Raw genomic sequence first — 23,918 nt, 5'->3', positions numbered from 1 at the left:
AAAGAGGATGACTCGAGAGTCATCCTCTTTTTGATTTGGCTTTATTTTGCCTCATTTCCGTTTTTGTTTCACGAAGCGGAATACCATTGACTTCACCGTATTCAACACTAAATTCCTCCACTGGTATCCTTGGCGGTGTTTTTCGGCGGCCTTTCATTTAACCTCTTCCCTTTTTACCTAATTTCGAATTTCGATTTTGAAACCTGATGGCATTGTCATCATTGGTAAATTCCGCTGAAAACTCACTTTCTTGGATATTTTTCTTTGGAGTTTTGCTGTATTTATCTACCGCATCAACTTCTGCCTTTCTTTTTGCCATCTTTCAAACCTCCCTGAAGTTTTAATACAGATATAGTGTGAAACAAAATCGTGTCAATCATTCGCTGGCGGATTTTACTAATATAAATATCTAAAATTCAGCAGAATATATAAACAGAGGTGATGATGGTTGAAAAAACAACACAGCAATTCTAATCCCTCGCAAATTAGCATTGAGGAAACGATGCCTCACCAAATAAATGCCCCCAGTTTTAAAGGGACCGGCATAAAAATGAAAGCCCCATTTGTCAATAAGTATGGGGTCGTAATCGGTGATAGTCACTACTCATCGGACAACTCACCTTTGGAGAACTGGTCAAAGGATACCGATCCCGCAATGATGTCGGGGGATGATTGGGTGCATCCCACCAATGATATTGGGTGGAATACCGCGGAGAACCACGAGCTGCTTGAAAGTAAAAAGAAGCCACAGGCTTACCCCTTCATGCATCCAACTATTGATGTCAGTAAGGGCAGTGATTGATCTTACCCATTTACGAAAACTACCACTTATGATTCAGGAAGAAAAATAAAATAATATGGAGACTAGAGGATAACCTCTTAAACAATACGCTCTGTTTAAGGATATGGTTGATTTTTATAACACTCTGTTGATTGGAGCGGAAAAGCTCGACTCCTGCGGGAGTACGGGCTGGGGAGATCTCGCAGGCGCTTCCAGCGCCGAAGAGGCTCCTCGGCACGCCCGCGGGTTCGCTTGAGCAACTGGAGCAAAAATCAACAGCCATATCTAACAGAGCCAAACATTAAAGGAGTGAAAGAAAATGCCGAATAGAAATAAATTATTAGTACCTGGTGTCGAACAATATTTGGAACAAGTAAAGTATGAAATTGCTCAGGAATTTGGGGTACAGCTTGGGTCCGACACGGTTTCACGTGCAAATGGTTCAGTAGGCGGCGAAATCACCAAGAGACTTGTTAAGCAAGCCCAAGCTGATCTTTCCGGCCAATTTTCACAACAATAAATAAATGGCATAATAAAAAGTCCGGTTTCCACCGGACTTTTACTTCTTTCCATTATTTTGAGCCTTTTTGGGCTGACTATTTTGACTTGATGCGGCTTTTTCTCGCTTTTTCAATTGTCCTGGGTTTTGTTTAACTGGCTGTTCTTCCATCTTCTTCAGTTGTCCAGGTGGAATATTGCTCGTTTGGGCTTCAGTACTCCCCGCGTTATTTTGCTGGCTATTATCTGCGCCGGAATCTTGAGGCGGGCTTGTTTCTGCTTGTTTTTTCATCTGGCCCGGCGGGACTTTTGCTTGTGGGTTTGCCTCTGCTTGTTTTTTCATCTGGCCTGGAGGGTTGGAAGTGGAAATTGATGTTTTTTGATTCTTCCCATCAGACTTGGATTTTTTCTGCTTTTTTTGATCCTCACTTTGACCCAACTGGTATTTCCCTGCCGTCATTCCAAGTTCGTGGGCTTTTTCAAGTTCCTTTTCCGTTGTCGAAACAACCTTCAGTTTTAATTGCTCTTCCGCTACTGACGATTTAATCTCCTGCACATTATCCTCTAGCTTCTGCTCTAAATCTTTTTCCGATTGGTCGGGAACCACAGTGGAAATAACAATCTCTTTCTTATTTTCCAAGTAACCTTCCGCTTTTATCTCATCAATGATTTTCCCTGTCACAACTGAAACATCTCTTTTTTTCCAGTCCATGAGGCGGGAGACCACCTTTTTCCCTTCTTTATTGAAACCGGTGACTTCAATAACCTGCATTTTTTTATTGACCCCAATTTCAATACTTGGATTCACATCAATCGACATGTAAGCATAAGCCTTATTACTTTGGTAGACAGGAAATGCAGAACCCGTAAAAATAATAAATACGGCAACGGTGATTATCCATATCGGTTTATTCAGTTTAAACCTTGAAACAAAAGAAGGTTTATAAGTTTTTGTTTCAATGGGAAAAAACAAAATCTCTTCTCCTATTTCATAAGGCTGTTTCTGTTTCCTTGCCCGCAGAAATTCACCTTCAGGGGTTAAAAGCGTTAGAAATGCGCCATCAATTTGCATTACAATTCCTTTTTTCATGGTTCCAGCACCCCTTTTATATACTCCTTCATATAGACAAAATCCCCCGAAAGTATGAGGGCGATAGCAATGATATATTTACGGTTCCGTTCTATCGTTTTTCGGCTAACATTCACCATTTTTTCTAATTGTTTAATCGGAAGCCGCTTTTTTTCCAGCAGTACATTTCTTAATTCTTGATTCTCAACTAATACTTTTGCCGCCTCAATGGCATTTTTTCTGGCATCTGCATGTTTTGGGGCATTTTCGACCAAATCAGTGAAGCTTACATCAAAACCGGCCAGGGTCGACTGGAATCGGAGAATTTCTTCTCTCCTTAGCTGTTCATCGGTCTTTTTTTGATATTCATCAAGAGAGAGTTCATTCACAATCGCATTTCCAGGAGAATCCTCTTCTTGAGATGGATTGGTAATGTCAATACTAATATGCTGATTTTTTGACTGTTTTCGTATATAGTCAATTACTCTCCGTTTAATAATGACCTCGGCAAAACTTAACAGCGATTTCCCGCGGTCCGGGGAATATTTTTCTATGGCTTCATTAAATGCAATCAGGCCTATGCTAAATTCATCATCCGTTTCATGAATATAACGTTTGCAAACAGACGAAACGGTTTTTGCAATGAAAGGTTTGTAGGAATCAATCAATTCATTAAGCAATGACCGGTCGCCCTGTTGTATCAAGAAAATGGTTTCCTCTAATGTCTTTTTCTTCTTGGTCATAAACAATAAACTTAGCATGTGCTCACCTCTATTCGACCAATTATAACATATAATGCTAGGGTTTTGGTCTTTACAGGGCAAAGCAAAGGACGACCAAATGGGTCTATTGTTTGAATGCACATATTAAGCCATTTTCTTTCTCTTCTTTGCTGAATATACGTACTTGATATTCACATTAAAAAATTACGAATATTACATACAGGTTATGGGGGTACAAAAAATTTTTTTCAATTAAAAGACGCTAATCAAATCAATTATCGCCAGTTTTAGATAAAACAAAAAATGGCGGGATTCCCGCCATTTTAATATATAGATCTTATGATTAATCATGCTGGTCCATTGGATTATAAAGTTTTACATCTGGATTTTTTTCTTGGAACCACCGGAGCGCAAAGTCGTTTTCAAATAAAAACACATAATTTTCGTAACGGTCCCTTACCAGTAAGCTGCGTGAGCTGGATAAATTTTCATCGACTTGGTTGTTTTCAACCCATCGGCCCATTTTAGAACCTAACCGCTCCATAAAAACCTCGGCATTGTATTCATTTTTCATCCGGTGTTCAAACACTTCAAACTGAAGTTGTCCCACGGCTCCCAATAAATATTCATCCGTTTTGACTGTTTTGAACAGCTGGATAGCCCCTTCCTGGACGAGCTGGTGGAGTCCCTTATAAAATGATTTTTGTTTCATGACATTTTTCGCGGAGACCCGGACAAATAACTCAGGGGTGAATTGAGGCAGCCTCTCAAATTGAAAGTTACTTTTACCGGATGTCAATGTGTCTCCAATTTGGTAGGTACCGGTATCATATAAGCCGATAATATCGCCGCTTACTGCCTCTTCTACTGTATTCCGTTCTTCGGCCATAAATGAGGTTGACTGTGACAGCTTTAATTGTTTGTCTAACCGCGGAAGATTGACTGACATTCCGCGTTCAAATTTCCCTGAACAAATCCGGACAAAAGCAATTCTGTCCCGATGGGCCGGATTCATATTCGCTTGGATTTTAAATACAAATCCAGAAAATTGATCGGAAAGAGGATCCACTTCGCCATTTGATGAGTTCCTTGGTTTAGGTGGCGGAGCAAATTGCAAATACGTTTCCAGGAATGTTTGAACACCAAAATTGGTCAACGCACTGCCAAAGAAAACAGGTGTCAAAGTTCCTGCCGATACTCTTTCAGCCGAAAATTCGTTTCCAGCTTCATTAAGAAGCATAATTTCTTCCATCATTTGGTCATAGAGGCCTGAAGATTTTATGGGATGATCCCCCTCAATTTCCCCATCCTCGTTTAATGGAATAAAACGTTCATTTTCTTCGACCCTGAATTGTTCCACTCGATCGTAATAACGATCATATATTCCAAGAAACTCTTTACCCATGCCAATTGGCCAATTCATTGGGTAAGATTCAATTCCCAGAACTTCCTCCAATTCAGCCAAGAGTTCCAAAGGCGGTTTGCCTTGCCGGTCAAGCTTGTTCATAAACGTGAAAATCGGAATGCCTCTCATGCGGCACACTTTGAAGAGCTTGAGTGTTTGTTCCTCAATACCCTTGGCTGAATCGATAATCATAACGGCGCTGTCAACGGCCATTAATGTACGGTACGTATCTTCACTGAAATCCTGGTGGCCAGGAGTATCTAAAATATTGACACGGAATCCATGATAATCAAATTGCATCACACTGGACGTAACGGATATTCCCCGTTGCTTTTCGATTTCCATCCAGTCACTTGTTGCAAATTTCCCTGTTTTTTTTGCTTTTACCGTTCCTGCATCCCGAATGGCACCGCCAAATAACAATAACTTTTCTGTAAGCGTGGTTTTCCCTGCATCCGGGTGGGAAATAATTGCAAAAGTCCGACGGGATAATACTTCTTTTTTAAAATCGGTACCCATCTTGTCTTCCTTTCTAAACCTTTATTAATCATTTTGTCCATAAGTTTAATCATATCTCGCAAACGGAAACTTTGCAATATTTCTGCGGCTGCAAATGATTATTTCTTTTAACTGATAGCCAAACAGATTATAATTATTGAAGGATCCGACTACTGAATATAATCTGGAGGCAATATGGTCATTACAAAAATTGACAAACCTACCATAGAATTAATGCAAAGAGCATTTCAAATTGTCCTAGAACAAAATCACGTCCCCTACAAGAATATTGGAATCGCTGAACAAGGAAATCAGCTGTTATTTTTGTATGAAGGAAATGACACGAAGGTTCATGTATTTAAGTGGAGTAAGCAATCGAGTATTGGTGTTGATTTCGGCACTCTGGCCCAAAGTGTCTTAACACCCATCATCCCCCATCTTCGCCTGCTATCATAAAACGTGAAAAAACACTTACTGTCACTGCACGTAAGTGTTTTTTAGCGACTCGAGAGCCACCCCCTTTGTTTTCTCCCACTGATTACCATATCCATTTTAATGGGAATCCTTTTATAATGGAGGAGTACTCTGTAATAAGGAGGCTCATTGAATGAATCAAAGCAAAAAAACTGTTATTAAATTAATACCGCTTATCACAGCGTTTATATTTATTATTGCAGGCATAGCTTGGTATATGACAACAACAAGCAACGATGAGACGATTCCATTTTCAAGCGTCGAAAAGATTATTCAACAGCAGGAAGGAAAAACAGTTTCTCTGACCGAACAGCAGGATGGCCAGATTTTCCTAACAGCTGGAGATAAGGAATATCGCTCCCACGTGCCGCCCAATAGCCAGATGATTGACAAATTAGTGGAAAACTACAATATTAATTACTCCTACTCTACAAGCAGCCGTTATGGCAAATGGGTAATAGGAGGAGTCTTAATGCTGCTCGCCGTTTCCGCATTCTTTTTGCAAAAATCTAAGGGCGGTTTTGGGCTTCGTTCGATGAAAAGCAGCGTCAGCCAAGCAAGGCCGCTTCCTGCTATCAGCCTAAATGATGTGGGCGGACTTGGTGAGGAAATGAAACAAGAAATTTTGCAGACTCTATCTTCACTTAAAGAACCGGATCGTGCGCAAAAATTGGGAATTAAACCTCCAAAAGGCATTTTGTTGTATGGTCCTCCAGGGACTGGAAAGACCTTGCTTGCCCAAGCGATTGCCCATGAATTGCAGGCTTCATTTTTTTCTGCCAGCGGATCTGCATTTAATGAATTATTTGTTGGCGTAGGCGCCAGCCGGATCCGCTCCTTATTCCAAGCTGCAAGAAAACAGCGCCCAGCTGTGATATTTATTGATGAAGTGGATGCCCTAGCGGGTAAAAGAAAACCGCATGGCGGCGAAGAGGCAGAAAAAACTTTAACAGAACTTTTGGTACAGCTAGATGGCGGTTTTTCAAATGAAGGAATCCTATTTATTGCGGCCACCAACAGAAAAGACATGCTCGATGATGCTTTTCTCCGTCCGGGACGGATTGACTTTTCCTTTCAGGTACCACTTCCGGACACAAAAGGAAGACAGGAAATCATTGAAATTCACACCAAAAACAAGGCATTGTCACCGGATGTGCTGGCATCACTCGATCGTTTGGCTGAAAGTACATCGGGCCTTTCAGGCGCGGATCTTCACTCCTTATTCGAATCAGCCAGCAGACGAGCAGTTTTAAACGGGCACGATACGATTCAAAAGGAAGACTTGGATTATGCACTGGACCGGACCATATTAGGAAGTTCGTCCCGTACCCTAACAGACAAAGAAACCAAGCGCCGGGTTGCCATCCATGAAGCAGGTCATGCCCTTGTAGCATCTTTGACAAAGCCGGGTTCTGTCCGGAAAGCAACCATTATCCCGCGTGGTGAAGCACTAGGATATGTAGCCCCTATTCCAAAGGAGTTGCAACTATCCACAACCAGTGATTTATTGGATCGGATTGCCATGATTTTAGCGGGAGGTGTGGCGGAACGGGTTGTGCTTGGTGAACATAGCATCGGCGTGAGTGGTGATGTCCAACAGGCAAAGCAGATCATTGAACACATGGTTGAAATCGGCATGCTGGAAGATCATTTTTTATTAACTTTTAAAAAACAGGATAAAGAAGAAAAAATGCAGGAACTTTTCGAAACAGCTTTAGCAAGGGCTGAAAATTTAATCATGAACCATCAGCCTGTCTATCATAAATTAGTAAACATCTTATTAAAAAAAGGGAAACAATCGAAGGTTCCGAGGTAGAGGAAATCGTACGCGGAATTGAGAACACATCACAGTCTGACCAGTTAATTTTTGCTTAAACAGTAATACAGGGGCCACCCCCAGGACATCTGCCCAGGATCCGGTTATCCGGACTCCTGGGCATTTTTATTCCGGGGACTGCCCCTAGAGGGTGAAGAGAGTTCTCGGGGGCTCGGAGATTTTTATAAGAGACGGGATAAATAGGATAAATAATACGACAATTAGTACAAAGCCGCCATATCCATAACCGAATCCACAGCCGCCGCCATATCCATAACCGCCAAAGCCGCCGCCAAAACCGCCATATCCAAACATATGATTACCTCCTTTTGTATTTAAAAGATATTAATAAACCCAAGCCGCCCCAACGATGATTAATAAAATAAACAGAACGACAATCAGGGCAAATCCTGCGCCATATGCGCCTCCTGCACCAGACATATTCTATACCTCCTTTTCAGATTTCAATATATCCTATTCACCCATGTGCTAATGTGCAATAGACATTTATCCCTATTCAGCGCTTTTCAGAAATTGGCTAAGCCCGTTTCTGAAATAAAGGCTATGTTTAATTTTGGCGGTTGGTTGCAGCGAAAGAAGCTCAGCATCCCCCTTCTCCCGCTGAAGTGGAGCTTGTTGCCCCATTCAACAGAGTTAAAAAAATCAACATTATCGTTTAACAGATAAAAATAAAAAAACCACAAACCCATATTACAGAGTTTGTGGCTTTTATCGTTTTTTTCCATATGTTAGGCTTCTCAATGATGTTCATACTCCTAAGCTGCAATTTTATGGTATTGATTCTGGTTGGCTGAAAATTGTTTATTTCGTTTTTACAAACTCTTTTACACCGCTTTTTCCGCGTTCGAGAAGATTTAATTGTGTCTCTCTGGCTAGGCTAACATACTCTTGTCTTACTTGTTTCCATGCGTTCCTGCGCTGGCGGGAAAATTCCAAATTAGAAGCGATTGTTTTTTCTACATTCTCTTCCACTTGGTCGGCAATTTGAAATACGGATTTAATCGGTGTCAGAGCCAGTTTCTCCAATTGTCCGGAAATCTCTGTCAGCTGATTCTTAAGAGCTTCACGGTTATTCAATGATGCAGCCTCGTCTAGTGCTTCTTCTTTGCCTCGATTGAGTCGCTGCACGAGTTCGTTGACCATTTCTTTGTTGGTCTTTCTCGTTTGCTGATATAGGGTTACAACGGTCTTTCTGTACTGTTTGTTAAACTTGGCTACTTCCCTTATCGCATTGAGATAAGCCTCTTCCCTGTTTTCACGGAGTTTCTCTGCACGTTCGCGAGTAAGTTCGTATTGATCCCATAAAGTGTTAACAAAAGTACTTGCGTTCCTAGCCTCTTCCACTGCAGGAATTATTTTTTCTTCAGCAGCAGGGACTGTATCAGTTTTCTTCTGTGCCATCTTCAATCCTCCCTTTACTTTTATTTACTTTCTCTATTGAATCCTTCTTATGAAATGAAGGGATATAGAGCTCAAGAACACTGGTATACATGTTAAAAAATTGATCAAGCAAAGATTGATAAGATTCTAGTTGATTAGCATACCCCTTTAAGTATTTCATGCCGGCTGTTGTAATAAAGTACTTTCTTTTGGCAGGACCCGTTCCGGTTGTATCCCATTCCGATGAAACCAGCTCATCTTTTTCCAGTTTTCTTAACATCCTGTACAAATTTCCCTGGTCAAGGGTTTTAAAGCCAAAGGATTCGAGTTTTTGGCTAAGTTCATACCCATGAAGAGAAACCCTGCTAAGAAGCAATAAAATAAATGGCAGGACAAAATTTTTTGATGGATTAACCGATTGGTTGTCTTCATTTACCATATCTTTATCACCTCACCTATATGTAGTTTACATCTATGAGTCATATTCTGTCAATCATATAAATAAATTTTACTATTGATGTTAAATATTTACAAGTTGGCCACTTTGGTTATAAACTAATAAAAATGGAAAGGTGGTGTCATATGATAGCAAAAATCAGTAAGAAGGGAATCCCTTATCTAAATTTTGGAAAGGGAGAACCATTATTGTTAATCCATGGTTTAGGTGAAGTAAAAGAAGGCTGGATGCATCAATTTGAATTGTCTGAGCACTATGAATTGATTATCCCTGATTTGCGTGGGCATGGAGAATGTAACAAAACCGAAGGAATTACCATTCAAAATTTTGCCACTGACATCATTCAATTATTGAATGAACTACAAATTGTAAACGCCCACATTCTAGGACTGTCAATGGGTGGAGCCGTCGCACAGGAAATCTACCGCCAGTCACCCTCTAGCTGTCGTTCTCTAGTATTAGCAAGTTCATTTCATTTTTTTCCAAAAAAATTTAAAAAGCTGTTGTTCGAAAACAGGAAAGCAAAATTTGAAGCCGTAACAGCTGCCGGCAAAGAAACCGAATATTTAGCCAGAATGGCTCTTTACTCTTGGAATCCCGAAACAGTTACCGATTTTAATCAGTTGTTTAAGCCCAAAAAGGAAATCTTCATTGACTCCCTAAAGTCCTGTTTGGAAGTTAACAATATATCTTTATTAAAAAAAATAAAGGTTCCTGTATTAATCATCGGCGGACAATATGACTCTGTATTACCGGTATGGATTCAGGCTTGCATGCACAAACAGATTCCACATTCTAGCTTTGTAATTTTGAGGAATGCAGGCCATCTTGCCAAACTTGAGGCAAAGGATCATTTCAATCATTTATTAAGGTCTTTTTTAAATCAGCAGGTATCCGCTTAAAAGAAGAGGCTGTTTTATATAGCTGTGATTGCTGTGAAAAGAAGCCCAGCAAACCCGCGGGAGTGTAGGGAGGGTGCCTCCACGGTCCCTTACTCCAGCAGGAGCCGAGCTTATCCGCCCCCCAATCAACTGAGTTTTAAAAAATCAATAATATTTGTTTAACATAACAAAAGAAAAACCCGGGAAGTCACGAGCCTTCCCGGCTTTTCACGTCATTTTAACTTATCCTTCCGCGTGTGACCGATTATAAAGCCAATGGTCGGCAAATTCAGCAAATTGTCCTGTTAATGCCAATGAAACATGACCACCTTCAAAGACTTCATAGGTTTTATCCAAGCTCCCTACCATGTCCATCACCGGCAAACTTTGCTTCTCTAAAACCAGCGTGTCGCGCGAGCAGGAGAAAACGAACAATGGGCATTGAATATTTGAAAGGTCAACCTTCCTCCCGGCAATGACCAGTTCACCTTTCAATAATTTGTTGTCTTTGTACAAGTCGCTAAACATTTGCTTAAAGGCGGAACCGGCAAAGGAAGCTGTGTCCTTCGTCCATTTATCCATCCGCCGCCACTTTTCAACATACTGGTTATCATGCGCTCGGGTAACCAAGTTAATCATCGGACTATTATAAACAGGCGACAGCATTCTAAACATCAAATACAGGAACTCCGATGGTATCGTTCCATATGCATCTGAAAAACGGTTAAAATCCACTTCTCCATTTTGAAGCCCTTCGAGCCACTTGTCTGGAACGATTCCGATACTGAAATCAATGGGCACAGCTGCCAATATTAAATTTTTGATGGGCAAGTCAGTAATGGAAGCAAGGATAGCTGAAATGGTCCCGCCAAGGCAGTAGCCAAGTAAAGAGATGCCCTTTTGCCCTGAATGGCGAATCGCCCTCTTTAGTGCGGCTTCTAAATAATCAATGATGTAAACATCAAGAGTCAGGTCACTGTCTTCTAAACCAGGGGAGCCCCAATCAAGAAGGTAAACATCATACCCCCGCTCTGTCAATCCCCCAACCACACTGCTGCCTGGTCCAATATCCAATATATAGGCTTTATTTAAGAGTGAATAAACCATAAAAACAGGAATGTCGTATTTCTTTTCCTTGGCCGGATGGTACCACAAGGTTGATTTATTTTTTTTCCAGATTCTTTGTCCTGGTGTTGAAATGATATCCGGTTTGGGCTCGGTCATAATTTTTACTACTTGATTCCACCTCTTGTTTTCCTTCTCTAAATCAAGTAATGGAATAAATGGTGTCCGAAAAGCTTTAGCAGTCATTCTTTATCCCCCCATTATCCTTTGGAAGCTCCGGCAGATGACAGTGCCAGCTCCTTGTCGATTTCCACGGTATTAACCTGTTCGCCTTGAAGAGAATTTTTCATGGCTGCCAGTTCCAGTTTAATATCTGACAGTTGGGCAGCCTCTTCTTTCAACTCTCTTATTTCGCTTTGGATTTGCGTTAGTTCCTTGTTGTTTTTCAATTGTTTTAGGTCTGATTTGATACTTTTAAGACTATCAAATTCTTTCCGCATCTCTTGCACATGAACTTGAATGATTTTTATGTCCAATAACCCCTGCTTCAGTTCCTGCAGCTCTGTTTTTATTTTTTCAGTTTCAGCTATTTGGTTGACTGCATGTTGAAATTCATCCTTCATTTGTTGAATAATAGTTACTACCTCTTTCACCATTTCAACATTTTCTTGATTTAGGCTCCCTAAGCTGTCCTGAAGGTTCCACATTTGTTCTTCCAGAAGATCTATTTTTTCTTCCGCTTGAACGGATAACTTCGCAACATTTGCGACGTCCTTTTTTGTTGGAATATTGAGGAATCCTGCCATTAGTTCCTGATTTTTGCGCAATAGCTCCATATATCGGGAATGGGCATCCAAACCAGCCTTCATGAACCGGACTGTTTCACGGTTATCAGTCATCCTATAAAGCAATCCATTCAACTGTTTTTCCCATATTCCGCTAATCCGTTTATAGACTTCTAATGGGTCATAATTCTTTTCATTTGTCAATGTAATCTCCCCTTGCCATCATGACTTTCTTAACGTTCTGCCTTGCTAAACCTGAATTCAGGCGGTTTCACTGATGATCACGATTAAATTAATGAACTCTTTCCTCTTCTATCCTCATCATTCTTCTTAACAGTTTTCCAACTGAGGATTTAGGTAGTTCATCCAGTATTTCAATTTCCTTGGGAACCTTATAGGGAGCGAGGTTTAATTTGGCAAATTTAATTAGCTCGTCTGGTATTGCCGCCATTCCTGGCTTCAATTTGACATATGCCTTAACTGTTTCACCTCTATAGGAATCGGGAACCCCTATCACAATTGCCTCTTCGACAGCTTCATGCTGGTATAAAACCTCTTCTACCTCACGCGGGTATACGTTGTAACCGCTGGCAATAATAATATCTTTTTTACGGTCCAAGATATAGAAATATCCATCTTCATCCATTTTTGCGATATCTCCCGTGAACAGCCAACCATCCTTCAACACCATTTCCGTATCTCCCGGACGTCTCCAGTAGCCTTTCATGACTTGTGGGCCCCTTAAAATCAGTTCACCCGCTTCTCCCACAGGTACATCTACATATCCGTCCGGCGTTTCTTTAACAATTCTAGCTTCTGTTCCAGGTAGAGGAATGCCGACACTTCCCAATTTTCTTGGAAGGAACGGCGGTGTGGAAATGGCTGACGGAGCTGTCTCGGATAGCCCGTATCCGTCCGACAATCTTATTCCTGCTCTTTTTTCAAAAACTTTCACCTGCTCAACCGGAAGCGGGGCTCCACCGCTGCTTAAATAGAAAATATCTCCAATATTGCTTTCTTCTAATTTCGGATGGCTGTTGAGAGCAAAAATCATTGTTGGAACAGCCGTTAATTGAAAAGGTTTCTCGCGTTTGATTAACTCTAATAATTCGTTTACTTCAAAACGTGGCAGAATCAGTTGATTGCATCCAATTCTAATGGCTGATAATGCATTGCAGGATAGGCCGTAAACATGAAACATCGGCAGCACGCTGATAATTTTAAAGTTCTCTGGCTTCTCATCAACAGCATTATAAGTGAAATCACAAACTTGGATAATATTAGCAAGCAAATTGTAATGAGTTAGCATAACTCCTTTGGATACCCCTGTTGTTCCGCCAGTATATTGCAGTAGAGCTACATCTTCAGCAATATTAATCGAGGGTTCCGGGATCACGTTGTCATAGGTTAAAAAGTCTTCAAAATACAGGTCCCCTTCGCTTAACGGGATTTTGTTTCCGCCAAACCCGACCACAATGATTCTTTTTAAAGAAGTTTTGGATTGAACTTGTTTAACTCTTGGATAAAATGCTTCAAATACCACCATGTACTCTGCTTCCGAATCATTGAGCACATATTCGATTTCCCGCTCCACATACATTGGATTGACTTGAACCGCAATACCGCCTAATCGGAAGGCTGCAAAAAGACTGAAAATATATTGGGGGCAGTTTGGCAGCATGATAGCTAGCCGGTCACCTTTTTGGAATCCAATACGGTAAAGTGAAGCCGCCAGCCATTCAGAGAGCATCTTGGTTTCTTTATAGCTCCAAGACCTTCCATAAAAAGTAAGTGCAGGATGATCACCATGAATATTGGCAGCCTGCCTTAAAAGATCAAACAAAGAATCATACTCAATTGATACGTGCTCACTAATTCTAGGGTCATAAAACTTTAGCCATGGTTTCTTCTGGTACACCACACTTTTCCCCTCCTTGATTTCCTCCAGCCAAACAGAGATCAGATACCTACTCTATACAAACCTGGAAGTTGCTGTTACCAATTAAATTATTGTTTTAAAAGAGGGTTTTGTAAACGAGCCACTTTCGACAGGAATTGCCGTTTTTCACTTCATTTAACCCGCGTTTGTTGATAATTCGACACGAGTCAACAAAAATCCCTATCATTAGATGTATTCTTCGAGCCTTTTTCCTGCCTGTTCACAAAATATTCGGTATTTGCCATCCTAGCCGGATCTAGTCAATAAGATATTTAATAGTCTTTTAGATGATTTTATCTTTCTTTCCAGTTCATGGTTTATTGGCAGGCCTTACGGAACAAATCTTCTAATTCCCTGACCAGTGGCATTTTTGGATTCGCAATAGTATCCTGGTCATTAAAAGCCCGTTCCGCCAGTTCCGCCACCTTTGTTTCAAACTCGTGCCGGTTCACACCTGCTTCATAAATGCTTGTTGGCATTTCCAACTCTCTTGTGAGATTGCTTACTGCTTCAATTAGGCTATCTACTCCTTCCTCAACCGTTTGTGCGGGCAGACCAAGCATCCTGGCGATTTCCGCATACCGTTCGTCGGCAATAAATGACTCGTATTTAGGGAATGTCATTATTTTGTTCGGCTTTTGGGCATTAAAGCGAATCACATGCGGGAGCAAGATGGCGTTTGCCCGTCCGTGTGGTATATTAAATTCGGCACCAAGAACGTGAGCCAAGCTGTGGTTAATGCCGAGAAAAGAATTGGCAAATGCCATTCCGGCGATTGCCGAAGCATTATGCATTTTTCCACGTGCCTGTTCATCCGTCCCATCGTGAAAGGCCCGCGGTAAATAGGTAAAGACCATCTGGATAGCCTTTAACGCCAGCCCGTCGGTATAGTCATTGGCGAGTACCGAAACATACGCTTCAATCGCATGGGTTAACACATCCATGCCTGTGTCTGCCGTGACGGTTTTAGGGACTGACATGACAAATTGTGAATCGATGATCGCGATGTCTGGTGTTAGCTGGCTATCCGCCAACGGATATTTGATATTTTCCTGATTATTTGAAATGACCGAAAAGGAGGTTACCTCTGAACCTGTGCCAGATGTAGTGGGAATAGCGAGCATCTTTGCCTTATTTCTAAGTGCCGGAAATGTCACCACCCGCTTCGCCGGGTCAAAGAACTTTTGTGTAAGGCTATCAAACTCTGTTTCCGGATGTTCATAAAACAGCCACATTGCCTTTGCGGCATCGATAACAGAGCCGCCCCCAAGGGCAATAATTAAATCCGGATGAAACTTGGCCATTTGTCCGGCGCCTGCCTTTACCGTTTCTATGGACGGCTCCTTTTCAACAGATGAATAAATTTCAGTTTGGATCACCGCGGAATTCTTTTTCAAATAATATAGGACTTTGTCGACATAACCGTACTTCAGGCTGCTACCGCTTGTAACAATGAAGACACGGGAAATACCTGGAATGGACGCAAGTGTTTGAATAGAATTTTTCTCAAAGAAGATTTGTGATGGAACCTTAAACCATTGTGTCATGTTTCTTCTTTTTGCCACTTTTTTAATATTGATTAAATTGGCTGCCCCGACATTTTGTGACACCGAGTTCCCTCCGTAAGTACCGCATCCTATCGTTAAGGATGGTAAGGATGTATTGTAAATATCGCCGATTGCCCCGTGTGTTGATGGGGTATTGACAATAATTCGGCCTGCTTTCATCCGCATTGAAAAAGCATTAATGGCAGCCTGATTGGATGTATGGATGACTGCCGAGTGTCCAAGTCCGCCATATTCGAGTGTTTGCTCTGCAATCATCAATCCTTTTGCAAAACTATCAACCTTGTAGCATGCCAAGATTGGACTTAATTTTTCACATGATAGCGGGAAATCCGGTCCGACACCATTTAACTCGGCAATCAAAATTTTCGTATTTACCGGTACATTGAATCCCGCCATTTTTGCAATTTGATAAGCAGAAAGGCCGACTATCATCGGGCTAAGAGCATGATATCTTGGGTCAATCGCCACCCGTTCCACCATTTGCTTCTCTTGTTCATTTAGAAAATAGCAATGATTGACGATTAATTCCTTTCTGACTTCATGATAAATTTCCTGATCCATAATTAACGCTTGCTCCGAAGCACAGATCATACCGTTATCGAAAGTCTTGGAAAGAATCAAATCATTTACGGCACGTTTGATATTGGCCGTTTTCTCGATATAGCAAGGGACATTGCCTGCACCAACACCCAGTGCGGGTTTGCCTGAACTATACGCAGCCTTCACCAGATTTGGCCCGCCGGTTGCCAAAATCAGCGATACTTTAGGATGTTTCATTAATAGTTGAAACGCCTCATGTGAGGGGGTTTCAATCCACTGGATCGAGTGCTCGGGGGCCCCCGCTTTTACGGCTGCATCACGGAGCAGCTCTGCTGCAGCGGTACAGCATTTTTGCGCATGGCGCGGAAACGCAAAGATGATTGGATTTCTGGTTTTTAAAGAAATTAAGGATTTAAAGATTACCGTTGAGGTTGGATTGGTTATTGGAATAATGCCGGCAATCACCCCGACTGGTTCCGCTATCTCAATGAATCCTTCATTTTCATCTTCCCGGATGACTCCGGCTGTTTTCATATTCCGTATATTGTTATAAATATTTTCTGTAGCGAACATGTTTTTAAAAATCTTATCCTCATACACTCCGCGTTGTGTTTCCTCTACCGCCAGTTTCGCCAGATCCTTATGATGTTCCAATGCCTTAAGTGCCATTTGTTTTACAATTTCATCTGTCCTAAACTGATCATAACAACGGAATTCCTCCAATGCTCTAGAACCATTTGTGGCAAGTCTGTCAATCATCTCGAAGATTTCCTGGTTATCGCGAATCGCCTTTTCTTTTATTACCACTTTCCATCCCTCCTTTAATTGTTCAGAGTTGCACCAAGCAATTTCCTGCCCGCCCTTGGATAGAACTATAACATGGGATTTTAGTAGAATTTGTCGAATTTTGCGTAAAAATGAATGAATAGCCATTCATTTATCAAATGTTCATAAAAATTTCAAAATCTTCTGTTCCCACATACCTTCTAAATGAAAAAAACGCCATAATCTCCATTGTAAGAGTTTATGGCGTCTAGAATCAGCCCGTATTACGAAGTCCTGCGGAAATTCCGCTAATGGTTAACAAAACTTCTGTTAACGTTGCCTGATCCAACCCTTCTTGGTTTCTAAATTGCTTAATTAACTCCACTTGTAAAAAGTTTAGCGGGTCAACGTATGGATTCCTTCTGTAAACTGAATCCTTAATGTTCGGAGTGTGATCCAGTAATTCCGTATCACCGGTAATTTGCAGCAATACGGCTTTGGTACGTTCATACTCTTCTAATATATTTGTAAAAATCCGATTAGCAATCGCTTGATCCTCCACAAGAGTCACATATTCACTGGCCGTGGTAATGTCGGCTTTCATGAGGGCCATTTGCAGGTTATCAATGGTTGCTTGGAAAAACGGCCATTTTTCATACATTTGTTGAAGCAATTTTAAATTTTGCCCGCTTTGTGACGCAAAGCCTTCCAATCCGGTTCCGGCCGCATACCAGCCGGGAAGCAGCTGGCGGCTTTGTGTCCAGGCAAATACCCATGGAATAGCCCGTAAATCTTCAAAGCGATTCCTATTTTTGCGTTTCATCGGTCTTGAACCAATATTTAATTCCCCCAGCTCCTGTAATGGGGTAGCCTGTTGGAAATATGTTAGAAAGTCCGGGTCATGGAAGACTAAGGATTGGTATTTTGCCAATGCCGCTGCTGATATTTGCTCCATGGCCTCTTCCCATGTTCGTTCTCTAAGCTGCTTCGACTCTCCTTCGTTCGAAACATGAGCGGCGGTTAAAATCAGCGTGGATGTCGCCTGTTCTAAACTACGATAAGCAATATCCTCAAGTAAATACCTTGCGGATAATACTTCACCTTGTTCAGTGATTTTCACCCCGTCGCCAATCGTTTCAACTGGCTGGGACAAAATACTTTTATTTAATGGCCCGCCGCCCCGGCCAAAGGAACCGCCTCGGCCATGGAAGAATTTCAAACCAATTCCATATTGTTTGGCCAAATCATGAATTTCAATTTGGGCATTATAAAGTTTCCAGTTTGCTGTTAATGTCCCGCCGTCTTTGCTTCCGTCTGAATAGCCAAGCATGATTTCCTGCTGGTCACCCATTATTTTTAAATGCTGGCGGTAGACAGGCATATTAAACAGCGTCTCCATAATTTTCGGTCCGGATGTCAAATCCTCGATTGTTTCTAAAAGCGGGGCAACATGCAGATGACTTTCCAGAGTCCCATCCACATGCAGCCGGTATAGCCCTGATTCCTTTGCCAAAACCAGAACCTCTAGCAAATCACTCGGCGACTTCGTCATGCTCACAAGATAGACGGAAATTGATCGTTTCCCGAATTCTTCATGGGCTCTTTTGATTGTTTGGAAGACTTTAATCATTTCCTGCGTTTCGGGAGAATAGTCTTCGTGCAATAGCAGCAATGGACGTGGATCTGACAAAATGTTTACCAAAATGCCGGTTTTTTCGGTTTCAGAAAGAGCCGCATAATTATTTGTCATTCCCACTTTTCTTAGGATTTCACTTATTGCCGCCTCGTGCTCCCCGCTATGGTTCCGTATATCAAGTGTCGCCAAATGGAAGCCAAACAATTGAACTTGACGAATCAATTTTTGGATAATCTTTAATTCATGCGCGGACGGATGATGTCCTTTTAAGCTTCGTTTGATCACAGAAAGGTCTTCTAATAATTCCTCTGCCGATTGATAGCCAATGGCAGTTTTCCCCACTTGCTCAATCCGTTGAATGATAATGGCAAATGCCCGGCGGTATATCTCTGTTTGATTGGGCCATTTTTTATCAGGCGTTAAAAACAGGTCTTCTTTTTCCTCAAGAAACGCTAACAGTTCTTCGCTGACACCAATTCTTGTCATCGAATGACTGTACCTTTTCATCAATTCAACCAATACTTGTTTATATTTCTTAAGAACAAGCCGCCGCTGCCTGCCCAAAGTCTCCCAAGTTACCTCATGGGTAACATTCGGATTTCCATCCCGGTCACCGCCAATCCATGACCCAAAGCTTAAAAAGTTAGGCACATTCCATGCGGTATCGGGATAATTTTTCTCCAGACATTCAAACACTTCCTGATGTACCTCCGGAAGGACGTCAAAAAGGGTCTCGTCAAAATAATACAATCCATTTCTGACTTCATCCATGACCTTAGGCTTATTCTGGCGCAGTTCATCTGTCTGCCAAAGAATCGCCACTTCATTAAACAATGCGTCCTCTAGCTTTTTCCTTTCTCTTCTTGAAAGCAACGGGTGATCAAGATTTTTAAGAATATCGGCAATCCGTTTTTGAATCTCAAGAATCGACCGTTTGGTTGCTTCAGTTGGATGAGCTGTAATGACCAGCTCCAGTGACAAAGTATTCAGTACCTGCTGAATGGTTTCTTCAGACAAATGGTTTTCCCTCAAAGATAAAATGGCGCTTTCAATCGAGCCCGGTTGTACGACGGTATCCGCTTGAAGATGGTATTGCCTGCGCCGCCGGATCCGATGATTCTGCTCGGCAGCATTGATTAAATGAAAATACATGGAAAACGCCCGAATCACTTGCTCCCTTAATGGAGGGGTGAGCGTTGTAATTTCTTCCTTTAATGCCGAATATATTTCCTCATCGAAATGGGTCCTAAGTGACTTGCACATGAGCCGGATTTTCTCGACCCGTTCAAATAACTCAGTACCGCCATGATTAATCAAAATTTCCCCTAGCATTTTTCCTAAAAGCTTCACATCCCGGCGCAATGGAAGACTGCTGTCATTTGTAACTGTTTCTGCTGCCATTCTTTCACCTTCCCTTTTGTACAAAAAATTCTATAAATTTTTAAATATTAATATAACATAAAATTGACTTTTTTTTAAAGAAAAAGTTTTATTCCATAAAGTGGATATGAAAACAACCCGCTCAAGCGGGTTGTTTTCACGGAAGTATTAATTTTTATCAAATACCAAGACATAGGTTTTCCGGTCATCATCACTGTAGTTAACTACAACAGATATCACCGTCTTTTTGTTTTCGTTAAGTTGGATCGTTTGACTTGTACCGCCTTCAATTACGATGGAAGAACTACTGTATACCGCATTAGGTGTGATGGTGACAGTATTCACATCGTTGGACACACTGATATGGTAGGTATACTCGTCTGAGGAAAACTCACTATCCCATGTACCTTCTGAGACGGACAAACTGGATAATTTAGCATTACTGACCTTCTCCGTTACAGTAGAGGTTCCCTGAGTCCCGGCAATTTGGTTTGCACTGGATACAGCCCCAGACATTTGTGAGAAACCCGAGGCAGATATTGCGCCAGTTCTTGCAATTCCGCTCAAGTCTGTGCTCGTGGTGCTGGACTTTTCATTTGCCGCGGATGCATTACCAGTGCTTGCCGATGCTCTTGTAACGGATAACGTATAGGTCTTCTGCGCTCCATTTTCAGCAGTTACAACGATAGATATAGTGGATGTCCCAACTGGAAGGCTGACCGGCATGCCGCCCTCCGGTACTGCATTCCCATTTACCTTAACAGTCGCTGGTGATTCCACTGTTGTCGGATTAACTGTAATGGCAGAGTATTGGTTATCGACTTGTACGGAATAATTGGTTGTTTCCTGTGAAAAGCTTGGTGACAGCACCCCAGTGGAAAGTTCGATATTTTTCAGCAGGTTGTTTGTACTGCCTTGTCTTGTTACGGTCAGCTGATAAGCGGGGCCATCATTCACTATGATTGTAAAAATATTTTGGCCTGTATTAAGCTGGTAATCTTCAGCTGTCCCACTAAGGGCCTCTTTCCCATTAATCGTTATTTTTGCATTAGGGCTTGTACCTTCCACAAGTAGATTGATAGAGCTAACTTGATTGGCCACGACAGCAGAATATTCTTTCACACTCGGCGAAAATTCCTTATCAAGATCAATGCCCGCTATTTTCATAGCGGAAAGAGTATCGGCTGATTGACTCGCTACTGTTTGAGAAACACTTTCTGCATGTACGGCCGGTATGGATGAAAAAGGCCCCATACTAAGCAGCGTCACAGTGAGAAGGAAAGTCACTCCTTTTTTCTCTATTTTGCTAAACATTTCTCCAGCCTCCTGTTGCTATCCTTGGGATAACAGATTTTAAACAAACGATACCACCCAATGCTTAATTTTTTCTTAATTTCAAAAAGCCCCTAAAAATAAAAAAGGAGGATGACACCGCAAGTGAAAGAGACATTTCGACACCTGCTCATTGGGTCATCCCCTGCATGCAAGGGAAGCTATTTATTTATTAATTCAACCAACTTGGACGAAATGGCATTTGACATCTCCTCAACCGCTTCCGGCAAAACAGATTCCAATTTGGAATTTACCGCTGAACCGAGCTTTCCATTGACGTTAACTTCCAAATAGCCAGTTAATTTTGTCTTTACAGGATTGATTGCATTTGCTTGAAAGTAACCTTCTCCGGAATATTTTTCGCTTTGGCCCTTTAAGGTAAAATAAACCTTGGTCGGTTCGACCCACTCTTTTATATCTATCAATAAACTGATTTTCTTTTTCAAAATTCCGATATCACTCTTAAATTCCCATGTGGACGTACGATCTGTTATTTTTTCGTGTGTGATATAATTCGGAACGAGCGGGGCCCAATTATCCATATCTTTCACGAAATTCCATATAACATTAATCGGCACGTTGATTTCTACCTGATGCATTCCGCTTGGCATAGCTTCCCTCTTTCCCATAAGAAGTAAAAAAGGATGACTCTTGTGGGGTCAGCCTCTTCATTAAAGGTATATGATGAAGCATTGATTTATAGAAGTATTCTCAGAAAACTTGAACTGGGCAGGAATCGTATTCCGGTAAAAAAGGCTGTTGACAATCATGGAAGTAGGTGGACAACTTTCCTTCAAAGATTAATTCCAAGGAAGGACAGTCCTTAATATCATGCGGGGTTACTAATGAAAGCGGCTTGTGTTGTTTGACTATGACCCCTGTTTCGTCTAAAATGGAAGCCACAAAATGGGAACAAAAATAGGCATTTTTACGATTCAATTCAACGTTCAGCATCACCGCAATCAAACCAAGAAGGTTATACCTGTATTTATTTTTTTGTTCCTCAAACTCCCTGATTCTACTCATCATTTTATGAAACTGCATTTCTGTCAAGCTTAAGCAATAAATCGCACAATCGGCATTCCTAAACGGGCTGCCTCGCAAATTTTCTTTTACAAAGCCTGCAAAGAGAGGGTTGTTGGGATTCTTCCGGCCAAAACTATACACTAAATCAAACTGTTGATCCAGGACTAAAGAAGCGTGATTATATGGTTCCTTGGTATATAACTTAATAATTTTGGTGAATACGGTTCCGGTATCTGTTAAAAGGACATATACTTTTTTATGCATTTTAATAGCCTCCTAGGTCCACCTTTTCCATCAGGATAAAAGTTTTCACGCATTTCCCTCTACCATAATCATAATCCATTTCGTTAAATGTGGAACAATCTGGAGAATGAACTTCTTCTAAGACCTAAGGCTTATTATTTTTTAATGCAATCTTTTATCAAATCTTCTACTCTTCAATTATAAAATAATTACTTATGCACTGGGTCAGATAAATATGGCTGTTGATGCAGCGAAAGAAGCTCAGCAAACCTGCAGGCGTGCCGGGGAGCCTCCTCGGGCGCTGGAAGCTCCTGCTGGGTCTCCCCAGCCCCGTGCTCCCACAGGAGTCGAGCTAATCTGCTCTAGTCAACAGAGTTAAAAAATCAACATTATGGTTTAATAGACCCTATGCATTAGATTAATAGTTGGGGGAAATTTACGTATTATTCCCAAATAAGAACCATCAAAAGATGGTTCTTATTTGGCATTTACTTCAGGGCCACATTTCTTGCAGTGCTTGTCTAAATAATTGATTGAGTTCCGGGGTATAGTCATGGTCCTTTCTCGGCTTCATTAAAGAGTCGTTGCTTTGCTGTAATTGGCCAATAGCGATTGGGAAAAATTCATCCAAAGCATTTACATGTTCCCTTTGGACCATTTTATGCCCTTTCATTTTTTCTTGGAGTAATAATTGAATTTGAAGCTTTATCCGCCCATTCTCCATCAAGTCGTCGACCAGCTTTTGAAAGCATACAGGCGGCGCGGAGTGATGAGTGGCAATCCATTTCCCTGCCAAAATTGGCCTGATTATATTTAAATATAACTTTATGTTTGCCTCTTCCCCTTGAAGTCCTTTTCGATAATTTCCCTTTGCCATGTTTAAGTAATGGAACAAGGAGGCCTGTGGAAAAAAAAGTTTCGGCTGCATGTCTTTCATTTTCGCTGCCAGAGAGGAGGCTTGGTAATAAACGATATCAGTATTGAGCCATTCCATAAGGGAAGGATTGGACTTATTAAACAATCTTAGTGCCTTCCGTAACTCCCACCCGCTCATATCAAGAGATTCACTTGTGGGCCGTTCGATTACCTCTCTTTGCTCTTCAATTGATAAATACCAGGCCGGTTTGTGAACATAGATAAACCGGACATCGTAATCACTGTTTCTTGAAGGATATCCCCACGCCCTGCTCCCGGATTCAACCGCGTAGCATATTTTTACTTCTTTTTGCTCCTCTAATCGACGCAGTTCATTTATAATCACTTCACGCATATACATCTCTCCAATAACGATAGCATGCCCGTTTTTTCTGATTACTCGCCGATACAGGCAAGCCCACGATTCGATTAACAAACTATTTTTACGGCCAAGAAGCCCTGTCCTTTTCGGACAGGGCTTCTTCTTAGAGTTAGCGGTAATAGGAATAAGTTAGCAAATCTTCTTTAATTCTTCCGTCAATTTGAGAAACAATTCTTTGTTTCCCTCTTGCAATGTTTGGTCGATTTCCTTGCGGATTTTCTCCCTTTTAAACTCAACCAGGGCATTTTTGAGGAACATCTCAGCAACAAAAGAATCAGTACCTTCATCCGAATGTTGTGGTGAATTAAGCAATTTCTTATCCATGGAAATCAACTCCTTG

At 41.4% G+C, this 23,918-nt stretch carries 24 protein-coding genes; 5 read left to right on the top strand and 19 right to left on the bottom strand.

Annotated features, from left to right (window positions below; all coding sequences use genetic code 11):
- Nucleotides 1–19: 19 nt before the first annotated feature.
- Together ACY8D0_RS03290 and ACY8D0_RS03285 are read right to left on the bottom strand one after the other, a co-directional pair.
- Nucleotides 20–157 (bottom strand): hypothetical protein, encoded by a 138-nt coding sequence (locus ACY8D0_RS03290; protein WP_462409060.1) that lies wholly within the window; start codon nt 155–157, stop codon nt 20–22.
- A complete protein-coding gene (locus ACY8D0_RS03285; RefSeq protein WP_462409059.1) occupies nt 158–319 on the bottom strand; it encodes a hypothetical protein in 162 nt (53 codons plus the stop codon).
- Between the two features lie 129 nt (nt 320–448).
- On the opposite strand from ACY8D0_RS03285, the gene ACY8D0_RS03280 reads away from it, so the two are divergent.
- Together ACY8D0_RS03280 and ACY8D0_RS03275 are read left to right on the top strand one after the other, a co-directional pair.
- Nucleotides 449–802, top strand: coding sequence for a DUF3905 domain-containing protein (locus ACY8D0_RS03280; RefSeq protein ID WP_462409058.1), 354 nt, complete (start codon nt 449–451; stop codon nt 800–802).
- A 298-nt stretch (nt 803–1,100) separates the two neighbouring features.
- A complete protein-coding gene (locus ACY8D0_RS03275; protein WP_462409057.1) occupies nt 1,101–1,301 on the top strand; it encodes an alpha/beta-type small acid-soluble spore protein in 201 nt (66 codons plus the stop codon).
- A gap of 39 nt (nt 1,302–1,340) precedes the next feature.
- Here ACY8D0_RS03275 and ACY8D0_RS03270 read toward each other — a convergent pair whose 3' ends face one another.
- The 3 genes from ACY8D0_RS03270 to ACY8D0_RS03260 all read right to left on the bottom strand — a co-directional run bounded on the left by ACY8D0_RS03270 (nt 1,341) and on the right by ACY8D0_RS03260 (nt 4,994).
- Nucleotides 1,341–2,369 carry an anti-sigma factor domain-containing protein gene (locus ACY8D0_RS03270; protein WP_462409056.1) on the bottom strand — a complete coding sequence of 343 codons (1,029 nt, stop codon included), beginning with the start codon at nt 2,367–2,369 and terminating at the stop codon, nt 1,341–1,343.
- Complete coding sequence (gene sigI, locus ACY8D0_RS03265; RefSeq protein ID WP_462409055.1) at nt 2,366–3,109, bottom strand: RNA polymerase sigma factor SigI; 744 nt, start codon at nt 3,107–3,109, stop codon at nt 2,366–2,368. The genes ACY8D0_RS03270 and sigI overlap by 4 nt, the downstream gene beginning before the upstream one ends.
- A gap of 304 nt (nt 3,110–3,413) precedes the next feature.
- Nucleotides 3,414–4,994 (bottom strand): peptide chain release factor 3, encoded by a 1,581-nt coding sequence (locus ACY8D0_RS03260; RefSeq protein WP_462409054.1) that lies wholly within the window; start codon nt 4,992–4,994, stop codon nt 3,414–3,416.
- A 174-nt stretch (nt 4,995–5,168) separates the two neighbouring features.
- On the opposite strand from ACY8D0_RS03260, the gene ACY8D0_RS03255 reads away from it, so the two are divergent.
- Together ACY8D0_RS03255 and ACY8D0_RS03250 are read left to right on the top strand one after the other, a co-directional pair.
- Nucleotides 5,169–5,429 carry a hypothetical protein gene (locus ACY8D0_RS03255; protein WP_462409053.1) on the top strand — a complete coding sequence of 87 codons (261 nt, stop codon included), beginning with the start codon at nt 5,169–5,171 and terminating at the stop codon, nt 5,427–5,429.
- Between the two features lie 151 nt (nt 5,430–5,580).
- Complete coding sequence (locus tag ACY8D0_RS03250) at nt 5,581–7,263, top strand: AAA family ATPase (RefSeq protein ID WP_462409052.1); 1,683 nt, start codon at nt 5,581–5,583, stop codon at nt 7,261–7,263.
- 144 nt (nt 7,264–7,407) lie between these two features.
- Here the strand turns inward: ACY8D0_RS03250 and ACY8D0_RS03245 are convergent, their stop codons facing one another.
- From ACY8D0_RS03245 to phaQ, 4 genes are all read right to left on the bottom strand, one after another.
- On the bottom strand, nt 7,408–7,578 hold the full coding sequence (locus tag ACY8D0_RS03245; RefSeq protein ID WP_462409051.1) for a hypothetical protein: 171 nt from the start codon (nt 7,576–7,578) through the stop codon (nt 7,408–7,410).
- A 30-nt stretch (nt 7,579–7,608) separates the two neighbouring features.
- Entirely contained in the window at nt 7,609–7,704 is a 96-nt protein-coding gene (locus ACY8D0_RS03240) for a YjcZ family sporulation protein (protein WP_462409050.1), read from the bottom strand.
- A gap of 381 nt (nt 7,705–8,085) precedes the next feature.
- Nucleotides 8,086–8,685 (bottom strand): hypothetical protein, encoded by a 600-nt coding sequence (locus ACY8D0_RS03235; protein WP_462409049.1) that lies wholly within the window; start codon nt 8,683–8,685, stop codon nt 8,086–8,088.
- On the bottom strand, nt 8,666–9,103 hold the full coding sequence (gene phaQ, locus ACY8D0_RS03230; protein ID WP_462409048.1) for a poly-beta-hydroxybutyrate-responsive repressor: 438 nt from the start codon (nt 9,101–9,103) through the stop codon (nt 8,666–8,668). The genes ACY8D0_RS03235 and phaQ overlap by 20 nt, the downstream gene beginning before the upstream one ends.
- Nucleotides 9,104–9,246: 143 nt before the next feature.
- On the opposite strand from phaQ, the gene ACY8D0_RS03225 reads away from it, so the two are divergent.
- Nucleotides 9,247–10,023 carry an alpha/beta fold hydrolase gene (locus ACY8D0_RS03225; RefSeq protein WP_462409047.1) on the top strand — a complete coding sequence of 259 codons (777 nt, stop codon included), beginning with the start codon at nt 9,247–9,249 and terminating at the stop codon, nt 10,021–10,023.
- 222 nt (nt 10,024–10,245) lie between these two features.
- On the opposite strand, the gene ACY8D0_RS03220 is transcribed toward ACY8D0_RS03225, so the two are convergent.
- The 10 genes from ACY8D0_RS03220 to ACY8D0_RS03175 all read right to left on the bottom strand — a co-directional run bounded on the left by ACY8D0_RS03220 (nt 10,246) and on the right by ACY8D0_RS03175 (nt 23,902).
- On the bottom strand, nt 10,246–11,313 hold the full coding sequence (locus ACY8D0_RS03220) for an alpha/beta fold hydrolase (RefSeq protein ID WP_462409046.1): 1,068 nt from the start codon (nt 11,311–11,313) through the stop codon (nt 10,246–10,248).
- A gap of 14 nt (nt 11,314–11,327) precedes the next feature.
- Nucleotides 11,328–12,056, bottom strand: a complete 729-nt coding sequence (locus tag ACY8D0_RS03215; RefSeq protein ID WP_462409045.1) for a polyhydroxyalkanoate biosynthesis repressor PhaR — start codon at nt 12,054–12,056, stop codon at nt 11,328–11,330.
- 88 nt (nt 12,057–12,144) lie between these two features.
- Nucleotides 12,145–13,773, bottom strand: coding sequence for a long-chain-fatty-acid--CoA ligase (locus ACY8D0_RS03210; RefSeq protein WP_462409044.1), 1,629 nt, complete (start codon nt 13,771–13,773; stop codon nt 12,145–12,147).
- Nucleotides 13,774–14,108: 335 nt separating this feature from the next.
- Nucleotides 14,109–16,706: a bifunctional acetaldehyde-CoA/alcohol dehydrogenase gene (gene adhE / locus ACY8D0_RS03205; protein WP_462409043.1), complete on the bottom strand. Its 2,598-nt coding sequence runs from the start codon at nt 16,704–16,706 to the stop codon at nt 14,109–14,111.
- A 232-nt stretch (nt 16,707–16,938) separates the two neighbouring features.
- On the bottom strand, nt 16,939–19,701 hold the full coding sequence (ppc, locus tag ACY8D0_RS03200; RefSeq protein ID WP_462409042.1) for a phosphoenolpyruvate carboxylase: 2,763 nt from the start codon (nt 19,699–19,701) through the stop codon (nt 16,939–16,941).
- A gap of 147 nt (nt 19,702–19,848) precedes the next feature.
- Nucleotides 19,849–20,994 carry a cadherin-like beta sandwich domain-containing protein gene (locus tag ACY8D0_RS03195; protein WP_462409041.1) on the bottom strand — a complete coding sequence of 382 codons (1,146 nt, stop codon included), beginning with the start codon at nt 20,992–20,994 and terminating at the stop codon, nt 19,849–19,851.
- Between the two features lie 179 nt (nt 20,995–21,173).
- Nucleotides 21,174–21,623, bottom strand: coding sequence for an SRPBCC family protein (locus ACY8D0_RS03190; RefSeq protein WP_462409040.1), 450 nt, complete (start codon nt 21,621–21,623; stop codon nt 21,174–21,176).
- Between the two features lie 100 nt (nt 21,624–21,723).
- The gene (locus tag ACY8D0_RS03185; protein WP_462409039.1) at nt 21,724–22,302 is read right to left on the bottom strand and encodes a hypothetical protein; all 579 of its coding nucleotides are present in this window, start codon (nt 22,300–22,302) and stop codon (nt 21,724–21,726) included.
- Nucleotides 22,303–22,774: 472 nt separating this feature from the next.
- Nucleotides 22,775–23,551, bottom strand: a complete 777-nt coding sequence (locus ACY8D0_RS03180; protein WP_462409038.1) for a nucleotidyltransferase domain-containing protein — start codon at nt 23,549–23,551, stop codon at nt 22,775–22,777.
- A 156-nt stretch (nt 23,552–23,707) separates the two neighbouring features.
- Nucleotides 23,708–23,902 (bottom strand): IDEAL domain-containing protein, encoded by a 195-nt coding sequence (locus ACY8D0_RS03175; protein ID WP_462409037.1) that lies wholly within the window; start codon nt 23,900–23,902, stop codon nt 23,708–23,710.
- Nucleotides 23,903–23,918: the final 16 nt, after the last annotated feature.

The organism is Neobacillus camarae (assembly GCF_054950115.1).
The sequence above is the reverse complement of the archived record's forward strand: the minus strand, read 5'-3'. Positions and strand labels throughout refer to the sequence as shown.